Annotated in this window: 14 protein-coding genes and 1 riboswitch; of the genes, 10 read left to right on the top strand and 4 right to left on the bottom strand. The window is 56.6% G+C overall.

Translation table 11 applies throughout. From position 1 onward, the window contains the following. The first annotated feature begins 25 nt into the window (after positions 1-25). From leuL to leuD, 5 genes are all read left to right on the top strand, one after another. Entirely contained in the window at positions 26-112 is an 87-nt protein-coding gene (leuL, locus tag BH714_RS24525) for a leu operon leader peptide (protein ID WP_071530973.1), read from the top strand. A 91-nt stretch (positions 113-203) separates the two neighbouring features. After that, positions 204-1,775, top strand: a complete 1,572-nt coding sequence (gene leuA, locus BH714_RS18300) for a 2-isopropylmalate synthase (protein WP_040018614.1) — start codon at positions 204-206, stop codon at positions 1,773-1,775. Beyond that, the gene (gene leuB, locus BH714_RS18295) at positions 1,775-2,866 is read left to right on the top strand and encodes a 3-isopropylmalate dehydrogenase (RefSeq protein ID WP_020882572.1); all 1,092 of its coding nucleotides are present in this window, start codon (positions 1,775-1,777) and stop codon (positions 2,864-2,866) included. The genes leuA and leuB overlap by 1 nt, the downstream gene beginning before the upstream one ends. 2 nt (positions 2,867-2,868) lie before the next feature. Next, on the top strand, positions 2,869-4,269 hold the full coding sequence (gene leuC, locus BH714_RS18290) for a 3-isopropylmalate dehydratase large subunit (RefSeq protein ID WP_020882571.1): 1,401 nt from the start codon (positions 2,869-2,871) through the stop codon (positions 4,267-4,269). A 10-nt stretch (positions 4,270-4,279) separates the two neighbouring features. Continuing rightward, positions 4,280-4,885, top strand: a complete 606-nt coding sequence (gene leuD / locus BH714_RS18285) for a 3-isopropylmalate dehydratase small subunit (protein WP_014168614.1) — start codon at positions 4,280-4,282, stop codon at positions 4,883-4,885. A gap of 202 nt (positions 4,886-5,087) precedes the next feature. Here the strand turns inward: leuD and BH714_RS18280 are convergent, their stop codons facing one another. Continuing rightward, complete coding sequence (locus tag BH714_RS18280; RefSeq protein ID WP_040018613.1) at positions 5,088-6,266, bottom strand: sugar efflux transporter; 1,179 nt, start codon at positions 6,264-6,266, stop codon at positions 5,088-5,090. A gap of 119 nt (positions 6,267-6,385) precedes the next feature. Next, the gene (gene sgrT / locus BH714_RS18275; RefSeq protein ID WP_014168612.1) at positions 6,386-6,538 is read right to left on the bottom strand and encodes a glucose uptake inhibitor SgrT; all 153 of its coding nucleotides are present in this window, start codon (positions 6,536-6,538) and stop codon (positions 6,386-6,388) included. Between the two features lie 88 nt (positions 6,539-6,626). Here sgrT and sgrR point away from each other — a divergent pair, with 88 nt between their 5' ends. The 4 genes from sgrR (at position 6,627) to thiQ (ending at position 11,705) form a co-directional block, all read left to right on the top strand. Then, the gene (gene sgrR / locus BH714_RS18270) at positions 6,627-8,282 is read left to right on the top strand and encodes an HTH-type transcriptional regulator SgrR (protein WP_014168611.1); all 1,656 of its coding nucleotides are present in this window, start codon (positions 6,627-6,629) and stop codon (positions 8,280-8,282) included. Positions 8,283-8,318: 36 nt separating this feature from the next. After that, positions 8,319-8,419: riboswitch (TPP riboswitch) on the top strand. 31 nt (positions 8,420-8,450) lie between these two features. Further along, positions 8,451-9,434 carry a thiamine ABC transporter substrate binding subunit gene (gene thiB / locus BH714_RS18265; RefSeq protein WP_032679618.1) on the top strand — a complete coding sequence of 328 codons (984 nt, stop codon included), beginning with the start codon at positions 8,451-8,453 and terminating at the stop codon, positions 9,432-9,434. Next, positions 9,410-11,020, top strand: a complete 1,611-nt coding sequence (thiP, locus tag BH714_RS18260; protein ID WP_040018612.1) for a thiamine/thiamine pyrophosphate ABC transporter permease ThiP — start codon at positions 9,410-9,412, stop codon at positions 11,018-11,020. Before thiB ends, thiP begins: the two co-directional genes overlap by 25 nt. Continuing rightward, on the top strand, positions 11,004-11,705 hold the full coding sequence (thiQ, locus tag BH714_RS18255) for a thiamine ABC transporter ATP-binding protein ThiQ (protein WP_020882567.1): 702 nt from the start codon (positions 11,004-11,006) through the stop codon (positions 11,703-11,705). The genes thiP and thiQ overlap by 17 nt, the downstream gene beginning before the upstream one ends. 27 nt (positions 11,706-11,732) lie before the next feature. Here thiQ and BH714_RS18250 read toward each other — a convergent pair whose 3' ends face one another. Then, complete coding sequence (locus BH714_RS18250; RefSeq protein ID WP_040018610.1) at positions 11,733-12,500, bottom strand: DedA family protein; 768 nt, start codon at positions 12,498-12,500, stop codon at positions 11,733-11,735. Between the two features lie 128 nt (positions 12,501-12,628). Beyond that, positions 12,629-13,474 (bottom strand): arabinose operon transcriptional regulator AraC, encoded by an 846-nt coding sequence (gene araC / locus BH714_RS18245; protein WP_025205437.1) that lies wholly within the window; start codon positions 13,472-13,474, stop codon positions 12,629-12,631. A 336-nt stretch (positions 13,475-13,810) separates the two neighbouring features. Here araC and araB point away from each other — a divergent pair, with 336 nt between their 5' ends. Further along, positions 13,811-15,520, top strand: coding sequence for a ribulokinase (gene araB, locus BH714_RS18240; RefSeq protein WP_020882565.1), 1,710 nt, complete (start codon positions 13,811-13,813; stop codon positions 15,518-15,520). The last annotated feature ends 6 nt before the right edge of the window (positions 15,521-15,526 follow it).

Raw genomic sequence — 15,526 nt, 5'->3', positions numbered from 1 at the left:
TATTGAATTTAACGGAGCACGATTCATGATTCGCACCATTCGTTTCACCGGTCTACTACTACTAAACGCATCCACTGTGCGCGGTAGACTGGCGGGCGAAATTCAGCGTTGAATCGTCACCAGTAAGACTAAAAACCCGCGCCACTGCGCGGGTTTTTTTATGCTCGTAGCAAGGCGCCCTAAGACTGACAAGGACCTAACCCATGAGCCAGCAAGTCATTATTTTCGATACAACTTTACGTGACGGTGAACAGGCATTACAGGCAAGCCTGAGTGTGAAAGAGAAACTGCAGATCGCGCTGGCTCTCGAACGTATGGGTGTCGACGTGATGGAGGTCGGTTTCCCTGTCTCTTCTCCGGGTGACTTCGAATCCGTGCAGACCATTGCGCGTACCATCAAGAACAGCCGCGTCTGTGGCCTGGCACGCTGTGTGGAAAAAGATATCGATGTTGCAGCCGAGTCGTTGAAGGTTGCCGAAGCATTCCGTATTCATACCTTTATTGCTACCTCTCCTATGCACATTGCCACCAAGCTGCGCAGCACGCTGGATGAGGTCATTGAGCGCGCGGTCTACATGGTCAAACGTGCCCGTAACTACACGGATGACGTTGAATTCTCCTGTGAAGATGCTGGCCGTACGCCGATTGAAGATTTGGCGCGCGTGGTGGAAGCTGCCATCAATGCGGGCGCTAAAACCATCAATATCCCGGACACTGTCGGCTACACCATGCCGTTTGAGTTCTCCAACATCATTACCGGTCTGTATGAACGCGTACCAAACATTGATCAAGCGATTATCTCCGTACATACCCACGATGACCTGGGGCTGGCCGTTGGCAACGCCATCGCGGCGGTGCACGCCGGTGCACGTCAGGTAGAAGGCGCGATGAACGGCATCGGTGAACGTGCAGGTAACTGTTCACTGGAAGAAGTGATCATGGCGATCAAAGTGCGCAAAGACATCATGAATGTGCATACCCGCATCAATCACAACGAAATCTGGCGTACCAGCCAGACCGTCAGCCAGATCTGCAACATGCCCATCCCGGCTAACAAGGCGATTGTGGGTACCGGCGCCTTTGCGCACTCCTCCGGTATTCATCAGGATGGCGTGCTGAAAAACCGTGAAAACTACGAAATCATGACCCCGGAATCCATCGGCCTGAACCAGGTTCAGTTGAACCTGACCTCCCGTTCCGGTCGTGCGGCGGTGAAACACCGTATGGAAGAGATGGGTTATAAGGACAGCGATTACAACATGGATCAGCTGTACGACGCCTTCCTGAAGCTGGCCGATAAAAAAGGTCAGGTATTCGACTATGACCTGGAAGCGCTGGCCTTCATCAATAAACAGCAGGAAGAGCCTGAGCACTTCCGCCTCGATTACTTCAGCGTGCAGTCAGGCTCCAGCGACATTGCGACTGCCTCGGTCAAACTGGCCTGTGGCGAAGACATTAAGGCCGAAGCGGCAAACGGCAATGGCCCGGTTGATGCCATTTACCGCGCGATTAACCGCGTCACCGAGTACGACGTAGATCTGGTGAAATATGACCTGACGGCCAAGGGCCACGGTGAGAATGCCCTGGGTCAGGTTGATATCGTGGTCACCCACAATGGCCGTCGTTTCCACGGTGTGGGCCTGGCGACGGATATTGTTGAATCCTCCGCGAAGGCGATGGTCCACGTGCTGAACAATATCTGGCGCGCCGCTGAAGTTGAAAAAGAGTTGCAACGCAAAGCTCAGAATAAAGAGAACAACAAGGAAACCGTGTAATGTCGAAGAATTACCATATTGCTGTGTTACCGGGTGACGGTATTGGCCCGGAAGTGATGGCACAGGCGTTGAAAGTACTGGAAGCCGTTCGTTCGCGTTTTGCGATGAAAATCTCCACCAGCCACTATGATGTGGGCGGTATCGCCATCGATAATCACGGTACTCCGCTGCCAAAAGCGACCGTTGAAGGGTGTGAAAATGCGGATGCAGTGCTGTTTGGCTCCGTGGGTGGCCCTAAATGGGAACACCTGCCGCCCGCCGGGCAGCCTGAGCGCGGCGCGCTGCTGCCACTGCGTAAACATTTTAAATTGTTCAGCAACCTGCGTCCGGCGAAGCTGTACCAGGGGCTGGAAACGTTCTGTCCGCTGCGTGCAGATATCGCGGCTAACGGCTTTGACATCCTGTGCGTGCGTGAACTGACCGGCGGGATCTACTTCGGGCAGCCTAAAGGGCGCGAAGGCAGCGGTCAGCATGAAAAAGCCTTTGATACTGAGGTCTATCACCGTTTTGAAATTGAACGTATCGCCCATATCGCCTTTGAGTCGGCGCGCAAACGTCGTCATAAAGTGACGTCTATCGATAAAGCGAACGTTCTGCAGTCTTCTATTTTGTGGCGTGAAATCGTCAGTGAAGTCGCGAAACAGTATCCGGATGTCGAACTGTCCCATATGTACATCGACAACGCGACCATGCAGCTGATTAAAGATCCATCACAGTTTGACGTTCTGCTGTGTTCCAACCTGTTCGGCGATATTCTCTCGGACGAGTGCGCAATGATCACAGGCTCTATGGGGATGTTGCCATCAGCAAGCCTCAATGAAGAGGGATTTGGCCTGTACGAACCTGCAGGCGGCTCCGCGCCCGATATCGCCGGCAAAAACATTGCCAACCCGATTGCGCAGATCCTCTCCCTGGCCTTGCTGTTGCGCTATAGTCTTGATGCCGGTGATGCAGCAACTGCAATTGAAAACGCCATTAACCGTGCGTTAGAAGAAGGTGTCCGTACCGGTGATTTAGCACGCGGCACGGCGGCAGTCAGTACCGATGAAATGGGCGACATTATTGCCCGCTATGTCGCTGAAGGGGTGTAATCATGGCGAAAACGTTATATGAAAAATTGTTTGATGCGCACGTAGTTTACGAGGCACCAAACGAAACCCCACTGTTGTATATCGATCGCCATCTGGTGCACGAGGTTACCTCCCCTCAGGCATTCGACGGACTGCGTGCGCATAAGCGCCCGGTGCGCCAGCCAGGTAAAACCTTCGCGACAATGGATCACAACGTCTCCACGCAAACCAAAGATATCAATGCGTCGGGCGAAATGGCGCGTATCCAGATGCAGGAGCTGATCAAAAACTGCAATGAATTTGGCGTCGAGCTCTACGATCTGAACCACCCGTATCAGGGTATCGTCCACGTAATGGGGCCAGAACAGGGCATCACCCTGCCCGGCATGACCATTGTCTGCGGTGACTCCCACACGGCCACCCACGGCGCGTTTGGGGCCCTGGCGTTCGGTATTGGTACCTCTGAAGTTGAACATGTTCTGGCGACGCAGACCCTGAAACAGGGCCGCGCCAAAACCATGAAGATTGAAGTGAAAGGCAAAGCGGCCCCGGGCATTACCGCCAAAGACATCGTGCTGGCCATCATCGGTAAAACCGGCAGCGCAGGCGGCACCGGTCACGTGGTTGAATTCTGCGGTGAAGCCATCCAGGCACTGAGCATGGAGGGCCGTATGACGCTCTGCAACATGGCCATTGAGATGGGGGCAAAAGCGGGTCTGGTTGCGCCAGACGAAACAACCTTCAGCTATGTGAAGGGCCGTCTGCACGCGCCGAAAGACCAGGATTTTATTGAAGCAGTTGCGTACTGGAAAACCCTGAAAACCGACGATGGTGCGACGTTTGACACCGTGGTTACGCTGCAGGCGGAAGACATTGCGCCACAGGTCACCTGGGGAACCAACCCGGGCCAGGTGATTTCCGTTAACGATAACATTCCTGACCCGGCCTCTTTCAGCGATCCGGTCGAGCGCGCCAGTGCGGAAAAAGCGCTGGCCTATATGGGTCTGAAGCCAGGCATTCCGTTGACTGACGTGACCATTGATAAAGTGTTTATCGGCTCCTGCACCAACTCCCGTATCGAAGATTTGCGCGCGGCGGCCGAGATTGCCAAAGGCCGTAAAGTGGCACCGGGCGTTCAGGCGCTGGTCGTGCCGGGTTCCGGCCCGGTGAAAGCCCAGGCGGAAGCTGAAGGCCTGGATAAGATCTTTATCGAAGCGGGCTTCGAATGGCGCCTGCCTGGCTGCTCCATGTGCCTGGCCATGAACAATGACCGCCTGAATCCTGGCGAGCGTTGTGCCTCCACCAGTAACCGTAACTTTGAAGGCCGTCAGGGCCGCGGTGGGCGTACTCACCTGGTCAGCCCGGCAATGGCCGCCGCTGCGGCAGTGACCGGTCATTTCGCCGATATTCGCAGCCTGAAATAAGGAGACAATCATGGCAGAGAAATTTACCCAACATACGGGCCGGGTTGTCCCACTGGACGCCGCTAACGTCGACACTGACGCCATCATTCCAAAGCAGTTTTTGCAGAAGGTGACCCGTACCGGGTTTGGCGCGCATCTGTTTAACGACTGGCGCTTCCTGGACGACAAAGGCGAAGTGCCCAATCCCGAGTTCGTGCTGAACTTCCCGGAATTTAAAGGCGCATCGATTCTGCTGGCGCGTGAAAACTTTGGCTGCGGCTCTTCCCGTGAACATGCACCCTGGGCGCTCACCGACTACGGGTTTAAAGTGGTTATCGCCCCAAGCTTTGCCGATATCTTCTACGGCAACAGCTTCAATAACCAGCTGCTGCCGGTGACGCTGAGCGATGCGCAGGTGGACGAATTGTTCGCCCTGGTGAAGGCAAATCCTGGGATTTCGTTTGAAGTGGATCTGGAAGCGGAAGTGGTGAAAGCGGGTGATAAATCCTACAGCTTCAGCATTGACGCCTTTCGTCGTCACTGCATGCTGAATGGCCTGGACAGTATTGGCCTGACGCTGCAGCACGAAGATGCTATCTCCGCCTATGAGCAAAAACAGCCTGCGTTTATGGGGTAGGCTGCGTACCATCCCGGTGAAGATCAACATCGTCCAACATAATGGGTGCAGTACACCCTCAGTGTTAATTGATGTGGGACTCACCACTGTTTGCCTCTTGCGTCAGCCTGAGGCAAACAGCCTCGGCTGACGCCACGCGCGCTATGCGCCTTCTCAGACCCTGTCAGAAAATCGTTTTATTGCGTGAAGCCGCCTTCCAGAATCAGACATCTTTTACCCGGCAGGTTAGCACCAGCGTCACCACGGAAATGGCCGCAATCATCCAGTACACTGACGCGTGGCCGTAGGTTTGCGACAACGCCCCCTGAATCACCCCTGCCAGAATAACGCCCGTTGAAATGCTGTTGGTAAAGAGCGTAGTGGCAGAGCCTGCCCTTCCCGGCATTAAGTCCTGGAACCAGAGCATCCCAATCCCGGCCACGATGCCAATAAACACGGCATTAAACAGCTGCAGCGCAAGCAGTGCTTCGCGCGAATGGAAGACGATCAGCCCCAGATAAAAAAGCACTCCCGCCGCCACGGCGACGATCATCATGCGGCGCTTTCCAAAACGCTTAACGTAATAACCCGCCAGGATCATCGCCGGAATTTCCAGGCCGGCTGCCGTCCCCATCAGGATCCCCGCAAGCTTGTCCGGCAACCCCAGATCGCTGCTGATCCACAGCGGCATATCAATGATGTACATGGTGTTGCAGGTCCACATCAGCATGGACGCGATAAACAGCATGCGGACGTTTTTATCCTGCCAGCCGCTCACCTGGGTGATGGGTTTATCCGTTGTCTGCTCCACTCGCGCCACTGAGGGTAGCGTAAAGGCAATCAGTATCAGGCTGATGACAAAAATGCCGGCAGCGATGGAAAACATGGTGGTAAAGCCATAGTTCAGCGCCAGCATAAACGCCAGCGGCGGGCCGATCACCCAGGCCAGAGAGAGCTGCGCACGCATGACCGAGCTGAACATCACCACTTCCCGCGCCGAGTTATCCGCATATTCACGGGCCAGCGCGAACAGCTGCGGCATGGCGGTATTGGCGAGCGACGCCAGAAGCACGCCGCAGGTAATCAGCGTCAGGTAATGGCGATTGAAGGCAAACAGCAGCGCGTTACCCACGGCCATGGCGCAGCAAAAGAGGATCAGTTTGCGACGATCGCCCCGATTGTCCGATCGTTTTGCCAGTGCCAGACTGACCAGGATCCCGGCGATGGCGTTCACGGTATAAAACAGCCCCACCCAAAACGGCTGCGCCCCCACCTCACGGCTGAGAAACAGACTCAGCGTCGGAGCCTGCAATGCCCCCGCCACGCCCATCATAAAGGCCACCAGCATAAAAGCGGCATACACGCCGTTCAGGCGTCGCCCCATCGTCATCAACCAGAGCATGCGCAAGTCCTTGTGAAAGCGAATCGAAAGTGGGTGAATAGTAAACGAAAAAAGCCAGCAAAAACATTTTGCTGGCGGGTGATAAGCACCAATACTCAGTCACACATGATCGAGGCGAGTTAGCAAGAAGAGGTCGGTTTCGTAACGTCCCACTGCATCAGATCTTCCAGGATTTTCAACCGTTGCTCTGCACACTGGCGGGCCAGCCAGGACGCTCCCTGCGTCGCTGAAAAATAACGCTGATAAAACTGACGTGCGGTAGACCTCTTCATAATTTACCTCCTCACTTCATCGGGAAGAATTATTGGCCTAATATAGGGATTAATAAATTGCTGATTTTTTGTCAGGAGTTCCCCTTTTATGCCCTCTGGTCGTCTGCAACAACAATTTATCCGCCTCTGGCAATGCTGCGAGGGGCGATCGCAGGAGACCACGCTGAACGAGCTGGCGGACCTGCTCAGCTGTTCGCGCCGGCACATGCGCACGCTGCTTAATACCATGCAGCAGCAGGGCTGGCTCAACTGGGAGGCCGAGGCGGGTCGCGGAAAACGCTCGCGCCTGACCTTCCTGTATACCGGGCTGGCGTTGCAGCAGCAGCGGGCGGAAGACCTGCTGGAACAGGACCGCATCGACCAGCTGGTGCAGCTGGTGGGGGACAAAGCGGCAGTACGCCAGATGCTGGTGTCGCATCTCGGGCGCAGCTTTCGTCAGGGTCGCCACATTCTGCGGGTGCTCTACTATCGACCAATGAAAAACCTGTTACCCGGCACGGCGTTACGCCGCTCTGAAACCCATATGGCCCGACAAATATTCAGCGGCCTGACGCGCATAAATGAGGAAAATGGGGAACTGGAAGCGGATATTGCGCACCACTGGCAGCAACTTTCTCCTCTTCACTGGCGCTTCTTTCTACGTCCTGGTATTCATTTCCACCACGGCCGCGAGCTGGAGATGGTCGATGTGATTGCCTCTTTAGAGCGCGCCTGCACGCTACCGCTCTATTCCCATATTTCACGCGTTCACTCCCCTACGGCATGGACACTGGATGTTGAACTGTCTCAGCCGGACAAATGGCTTCCGTGGCTGCTGGGCTATGTACCGTCGATGATTTTGCCCGGTGAATGGGAGTCGATGAATAATTTTGCCAGCCTGCCGATTGGCACCGGCCCCTACTCTGTATCGCGCAATAACAACAACCAGCTGAAAATCCGTGCCTTTGATGACTATTTTGGCTACCGGGCGCTGATCGACGAAGTGAACGTGTGGGTATTACCGGATCTCAATGAAGAGCTGAGCGCCGGGCTGACGCTGGAAGGGCCCACCACGGGCGAAAAGGCCGTGGAGAGCCGGCTCGAAGAAGGGTGCTATTACCTGCTGTTCGACAGCCGTACCCATCGCGGGGCAAACCATGAGGTGCGCAAATGGATAAGCCACGTGTTGTCGCCCTCCAGCCTGATTTATCATGCGGAGGAGCAGTACCAAACCTACTGGTTCCCGGCGTATGGTCTGCTTCCTCGCTGGCATCACGCCCGTCCGACATACTGCGACAAGCCCGCCGGGCTGGAGTCCATCACCCTGACCTACTATCGCGAGCACGTTGAACACCGCTTTATCGCCAGAATCATGACCCGACTGCTGGCCGCCGTTGGGGTGAGGCTGGATGTCAAAGAGGTGGATTACGATGAATGGCATCAGGGGGAGATCGTCAGCGACATCTGGCTCAACAGCGCCAACTTTACCCTGCCGCTTGATTTCTCGCTCTTCTCTCACCTGTATGAGGTCCCGCTTATCCAGCACTGCATAGACCGGGACTGGCAACAGGACGCGGCACGCTGGCGCGCCGGCGACATGAATCTGGCCTCATGGTGCCAGCAGTTGCTGGCTGAACAAGCGATCGTGCCGTTGATCCACCACTGGCTGATGATCCAGGGGCAGCGTAGTATGCGCGGTGTCAGAATGAATACGCTGGGCTGGTTTGATTTTAAATCCGCCTGGTTTTCACCGCCGGAGCCATAACACTTTCGTAATATTTGCCAAATCATTACAATAGCGCCGTTCTCAACGGGGTGCTGCATCACTGATGTGCGCTGAGATAATACCCGTCGAACCTGATCCGGATAACGCCGGCGAAGGGATTTGAGGCTGTCACTCAAAATCCTTTGCCACTCAACCTTGAGGTGCAAAGTGTTAAAAAAAGTTCTCCCCCTTCTGGCGCTGTTTGCGCTGCCTGCTGTCGCGAAGCCCGTCCTGACGGTCTACACCTACGATTCCTTCTCAGCCGACTGGGGTCCGGGTCCGGTGGTGAAAAAAGCCTTTGAAGCTGACTGTCAGTGCGAACTGAAGTTCGTGGCGCTGGAGGATGGAGTCTCGCTGCTTAACCGCCTGCGCATGGAAGGCAAAAACAGTAAAGCCGATGTGGTGCTTGGGCTGGATAACAACCTGCTGGAGGCCGCCTCGAAAACCAAACTGTTTGCCAAAAGCGGCGTCGCCACCGATGCCGTCAGCGTCCCGGGCGGCTGGCAGAACGACACCTTTGTGCCGTTCGATTACGGTTACTTCGCGTTTGTTTACGACAAAAACAAGCTTAAAAACCCGCCGAAAAGCCTGAAGGAACTGGTCGAAAGCGAGCAGAAATGGCGCGTTATTTATGAAGATCCTCGCACCAGTACGCCAGGCCTGGGGCTGCTGCTGTGGATGCAGAAAGTCTACGGCGATGACGCTCCGCAAGCGTGGCAGAAGCTGGCCGCCAAAACCGTCACCGTGACAAAAGGCTGGAGCGAAGCCTACGGTCTGTTCCTGAAAGGGGAAAGTGATCTGGTTCTGAGCTACACCACCTCCCCGGCTTACCACATCATCGCCGAGAAAAAAGACAATTACGCCGCCGCCAGTTTTGCTGAAGGGCACTATCTGCAGGTCGAAGTGGCAGCCCGCACGGCATCCAGCAAACAGCCCGAACTGGCCGAGAAGTTCCTGAAATTTATGGTCTCCCCGGCATTCCAGAACGCTATTCCAGCGGGTAACTGGATGTACCCCGTGACCAGCGTGGCGTTGCCAGCGGGCTTTGAGAAACTGACCAAACCGCAAACCTCGCTGGAGTTTACGCCTCAGCAGGTTGCCGCACAGCGAGCAGCATGGGTAAGTGAATGGCAACGCGCCGTCAGCCGTTAATTCCCGGCTGGTTAATTCCTGGGCTGCTCGCCGCCGTATTGATGGTGGCGGTCAGTCTGGGCGCATTCCTTGCTTTATGGTTTAACGCGCCAGAGAGCGACCTGTTCGCGCTCTGGCACGACAGCTATCTCTGGCACGTTATCCGTTTCTCTTTCTGGCAGGCCTTTCTCTCTGCGCTGCTGTCGGTTATCCCCGCCATTTTCCTGGCACGCGCGCTTTATCGCCGCCGTTTCCCCGGCAGGCAGGCCCTGCTGCGCCTGTGCGCCATGACGCTGATCCTGCCGGTCCTGGTGGCCGTGTTTGGCATCCTGAGCGTCTATGGTCGTCAGGGGTGGCTGGCTTCACTATTCGGCCTGCTGGGTCTGGAGTGGCGCTTCTCGCCCTACGGACTGAAGGGCATTCTGCTGGCGCACGTCTTTTTCAATATGCCGATGGCGACCAGACTCTTTTTACAGGCACTGGAAAACATCCCCGGTGAACAGCGCCAGCTTGCCGCCCAGTTGGGCATGCGCGGTATGTCCTTCTTCCGCCTGGTCGAATGGCCGTGGCTGCGTCGTCAGATCCCGCCGGTTGCGGCTCTGATCTTTATGCTCTGTTTCGCCAGTTTTGCCACCGTGCTTTCACTCGGCGGCGGCCCGCAGGCCACCACCATCGAACTGGCAATTTACCAGGCGCTCAGTTACGACTATGACCCCGGCCGCGCCGCGCTGCTGGCGATGGTGCAGATGGTTTGCTGCCTGTGCCTTGTGCTGCTGAGCCAGCGTCTGAGCAAAGCCATCCCGCCGGGCAGTAATCAGATAACCGGCTGGCGCGACCCGCAGGACAGCATGCATAGCCGGATCGCTGATCTGCTGCTTATCACGCTGGCGCTGCTGCTTCTGCTTCCGCCGCTGATGGCCGTCATCGTCGATGGCCTGAACCTGAATCTCGTTACCGTGATGCAGCAGCCCGTTCTCTGGCAGGCAACGTGGACCTCGTTACGGATCGCGCTCGCCGCCGGGCTGCTGTGTGTCATGCTGACCATGATGCTTTTATGGAGCAGCCGCGAGCTTTACGCGCGTCAGGCCCGTAAAGCCGGGCACGCCCTGGAGCTGACAGGCATGCTGATCCTGGCGATGCCCGGCATTGTACTGGCGACGGGGTTCTTTTTACTGTTCAACAGCACTATTGGCCTGCCGGAAAACGCCGACGGCATCGTGATTTTCACCAATGCCCTGATGGCGATCCCCTACGCGCTGAAGGTGCTGGAAAATCCGATGCGAGACATCAACAGCCGCTACGCGCTGCTGTGCCAGTCGCTCGGTCTGCAGGGCTGGCAGCGGCTAAAGATTATCGAACTGCGTGCGCTGAAACGCCCGCTGGCCCAGGCCCTGGCCTTCGCCTGTGTGCTCTCAATTGGTGATTTTGGTGTCGTGGCGCTCTTCGGTAATGAAGATTTCCGCACCCTGCCGTACTGGCTGTACCAGCAAATTGGCTCCTATCGTAGCCAGGAGGGAGCCGTCACGGCGCTGCTGTTACTGGTGCTCTGCTTTGCCTTATTTACCGTTATCGAAAAACTTCCGGGGCGTAATGTTAAAACTGACTGATGTAACCTGGCTCTACCAGCATCTGCCAATGCGCTTCTCCCTTTCGGTTCGTCAGGGAGAGATGATTGCGGTTCTGGGTCCGAGCGGGGCCGGAAAGAGTACTTTGCTCAATCTGATTGCCGGTTTTCTGCAACCGGCGAGCGGGTCGATAGTGATTGAAAACCGCGACCATACGCGCACGCCACCCGCCCGACGTCCGGTGTCGATGCTGTTCCAGGAAAACAATCTGTTCATGCATCTGACGGTGCGGCAAAACATCGCCCTGGGTATGGATCCTGGCCTGAAACTCAACGACGGTCAGCGCCAGAAGCTGGAGCTGATTGCCGCTCAGATGGGCATTACCGCGTTTATTGATCGCCTCCCCGAAGCCCTCTCCGGCGGGCAGCGTCAGCGGGTGGCGCTGGCGCGCTGCCTGGTGCGCGAGCAGCCCATACTGCTTCTGGATGAGCCCTTCTCTGCACTCGATCCTGCCTTGCGCCAGGAGATGCTTACCCTGGTGCAGGACGTGTGCCAGCGTCAGCAACTGACAATGCTGATGGTTTCGCACAGCATTGAGGATGCCGCGCGGATTGCGCCACGATCGGTGGTCATTGCAGAAGGGCGAATTGCCTGGGATGGCGGCACAGAGGAACTGCTCAGCGGTCACGCAGGGGCGTCTTCATTGTTAGGCATCAGTGCGGGCTGACCCTCTCCCACGGGAGAGGGAAACAGATTAACGGCTCACCACCTTCAAGAGAATTTCACCGTACACCGGCATCAGCGGGTGGCGAATCAGGGCGACCAGCGCCACTGCGGCAACCCCCAGCATTAACGGCGCGAGCCACAACAGGCGCGAGCGTGGCAGATAACGCGTCAGGCGATCAACATTCGCTTTCGCGCTGCGCCACAGTCGCCAGCACAGCCAGGCAGCGATCCACAACAGCAGGGCCGTAGCCAGCAACAACCACTTAAACTCACCGCTTTGCATTCCGTCAGGAATATCAACGGTGGCCCCTGCCAGGATCCCCGGCAGAAAGTAGAACGGCGGCCAGAAAACACAGCCGATGATGTTCGGCAGCACGAATTTCGCAACAGGCAGATCCAGCATCCCCGCGACCATCGGCACCAGCGGACGCGTTGGTCCAACAAAGCGACCCACGAGGATCGTGAACATGCTGTGCTGATGCAGCGCATGTTCGGTTTTATCCAGCAAGGCTTTGTTCTTTTTCATGAACGACCAGCGGTGCAGCGGTTTCTTAAAGCGCCAGCCCAGCCAGAAGGAGATCCAGTCGCCAAGTAAACAGCCGATAATCCCCGCCATCCACGCCTGCCAGAAATTCACTTCACCGCTGCCAATCAACGCGCCCAGCCCCGCCATCATCACCGTGCCGGGGAGGATCAACCCAACAAGTGCAAGCGATTCCAGAAACGCCACCAGCGCAACGGCGATAAGCGAATACATAACGGACTGGGTGATAAAATGTTCCAGCAATGCCTGCATAACTATTCCGGTCAGAAAACGAATCAGGGATTCTGCTTAGCGCCCTGCACCGCGTCAAGACAACAATTGTCTGAATAGTTTACAGGTTGCTTCCACAGTTCACCTGCTTGTTTATCTTTTTTTACCGTTTATTCACATCCTGCCCGGAATTCACTGGGGCTGGCACCGGTGCATTTTTTAAATACCCGGGAGAAATAGAGCTGATCTTCAAAGCCCACATTGCGCCCCACGGTGGCAATGGGCATGCGGGTGGTGCTGAGCAGGAGCTTCGCCTGGCTGATACGCTGGTCCTCACGCCAGCTCAGGACGCTAACGCCCAACTGCTGACGGAACAGATGTGACAGCCGCGACGGTGAGAGACACACATGCTGGGCGACGCTGGCGATATCGAACTGGCTGTCGGCCAGATGGTCGCTGATGTACTGGCAGGCGTCGCGCACGCGGTTGTCCAGCGGAGGATTAAGTGACGCGTTTATCGCCTCCATCCGGCGCAACAGCACCTGTTCAAGCAGGTTAATCGCCAGCAGTTCGGCATACCGGCCACCCGCCTGCCCCGCTTCAATAATTTGGGCAAAGAGTTCGCGGAACTGCGCCAGATGAACCTCGTCCGGGCGATAAAAACCGGTGTGCGCAAAAATAGCCGGCCACGAGAGCCACTCCTGCCAGTAGGCGCGCGGGCGGAAGTAGACCCACTGGTGATACCACTCTTTGGCCTCCGGGTGGCGCCCGTAGTGGTGGATCTCCCCCGGCGGAAACAGCAGCATATCGCCCGGACGGCAGACAAACTGCTGATCGTTATTTTTGATAATCCCTTCCCCACGCACCGTCAGGTTCAGAATATACCCTTTCATCCCGAGCGGTCGGTCGACGTAAAAATCGAGATATCCCTCAGCCTCGATAGGGGTCAGCCCCGCCACCAGGTGAGCATTAAACGAGTAGCCCGGTAATAAGGGATCGTTTTGCGTTTCGGCCATAGATTCAGTTCTCCCAAGGGTCCTGAAGGAAACCAATTGTCCATATCGATAAAAGCAGTATAAAAATGGCCCGCGAAAAGATCCAAAAAGCATCACACCTCTTTTACGTCCGCCATGTTTCAGCCTTTCCCCCTGATTTCTCCGCCCACGGGGGCAGATCAGCAGTAACAAAAGTGTCTATAAGTGCGGCAGAAATGTCCACATTGATTATTTGCACGGCGTCACACTTTCTATTGCAACAGCAATTTAGTCCATAAGATTAGCGGATCCTGCCTGACGATTTTCGCCTCCAGTCTCTAATGTTCTCTCATACCTGTTTTTTGATGGAGCAACACCATGGCAATTGCGATTGGCCTCGATTTTGGCAGCGACTCGGTTCGCGCTCTGGCAGTGGACTGTACAAGCGGCCAGGAAATAGCAACCAGCGTTGAGTGGTACCCGCGCTGGCAAGAGGGGCGCTACTGCGATGCGCCAAATAACCAGTTCCGTCACCATCCACGTGACTACATTGAGTCGATGGAAGCGGCAATCAAAACCGTGCTGGCTGAACTGACCGACGCCCAGCGGGCAGAGATCGTCGGGATTGGCGTCGACAGTACCGGCTCAACGCCTGCCCCTGTGGATGCCGAAGGCCATGTTCTGGCGCTGCGTCCGGAGTTTGCTGATAACCCGAACGCCATGTTCGTGCTGTGGAAAGATCACACCGCCGTTGAAGAGGCCGAGGCCATTACCCGCTTGTGTCACCAGCCCGGTAAAACGGACTACTCGCGCTACATCGGCGGTATTTACTCCAGTGAATGGTTCTGGGCCAAGATCCTCCACGTAACCCGCACGGACGCATCCGTTGCGCAGGCCGCGGTATCCTGGATTGAACTGTGCGACTGGGTACCAGCCCTGCTCTCCGGTACCACGCGTCCGCAGGATATCCGCCGCGGACGCTGCAGCGCCGGACACAAATCCCTGTGGCATGAAAGCTGGGGTGGCCTGCCACCGGCGGCGTTCTTCGATGAACTCGATCCCGTCATCAACACGAGTTTGCAATACCCGCTGTTCACCGACACCTTCACCGCCGATATTCCGGTGGGTACGCTTTGTGAAGAGTGGGCGACGCGCCTGGGTCTGCCGCAAAACGTGGCGATCTCCGGCGGGGCGTTTGACTGCCACATGGGCGCGGTGGGCGCCGGTGCCCAGCCAAACACGCTGGTGAAGGTTATCGGCACCTCCACCTGCGACATTCTCACCGCGGATAAAGCCAGCGTAGGCGATCGGGCGGTAAAAGGCATCTGCGGCCAGGTTGACGGCAGCGTCGTACCGGAGTTTATCGGTCTGGAAGCGGGTCAGTCCGCCTTTGGCGATATCTACGCCTGGTTTGGCCGCGTGCTGGGCTGGCCGCTGGATCAGCTGGCGGCGGCACATCCTGAGCTGAAGACCCAGATTGCCGAAAGTAAAAAGCAGCTTTTGCCGCAGCTCACCGCCGCGTGGGCAAAGAATCCTTCTCTCGATCACCTGCCGGTAGTGCTCGACTGGTTCAACGGTCGCCGTACGCCATTTGCCAACCAGCGCCTGAAAGGGGTGATCACCGATCTTAACCTCGCCACCGACGCGCCAGCGCTGTTTGGCGGCCTGATTGCCGCAACTGCCTTTGGGGCGCGCGCCATTATGGAGTGCTTCACCGAGCAGGGCATTGACGTCAACAACGTGATGGCACTGGGCGGCATCGCCCGTAAAAACCCGGTAATCATGCAGGCCTGTTGTGACGTGCTGAACCGTCCGCTGCAGATTGTCGCCTCCGATCAGTGCTGTGCCCTCGGTGCAGCGATCTTCGCGGCCGTTGCGGCAGGCGTTCATGCCGATATCCCGACCGCGCAGCAGCACATGGCGAGCGCTGTCGAAAATACCCTCCAGCCGCGTGCTCAGCAGGCGCAGCGTTTTGAACAGCTTTATCAGCGCTATCAGCAATGGGCAAAAAGCGCCGAACTTCACTATCTCCCTGTCGCCGCCCCGGCCAAACACACCGCGGACACTACGGCAACCCTGACACATTAAGGACAC

It is taken from the genome of Enterobacter ludwigii, from assembly GCF_001750725.1.
Lineage (GTDB): Bacteria > Pseudomonadota > Gammaproteobacteria > Enterobacterales > Enterobacteriaceae > Enterobacter > Enterobacter ludwigii.
This window is presented reverse-complemented; position numbering and strand designations above follow the sequence as displayed.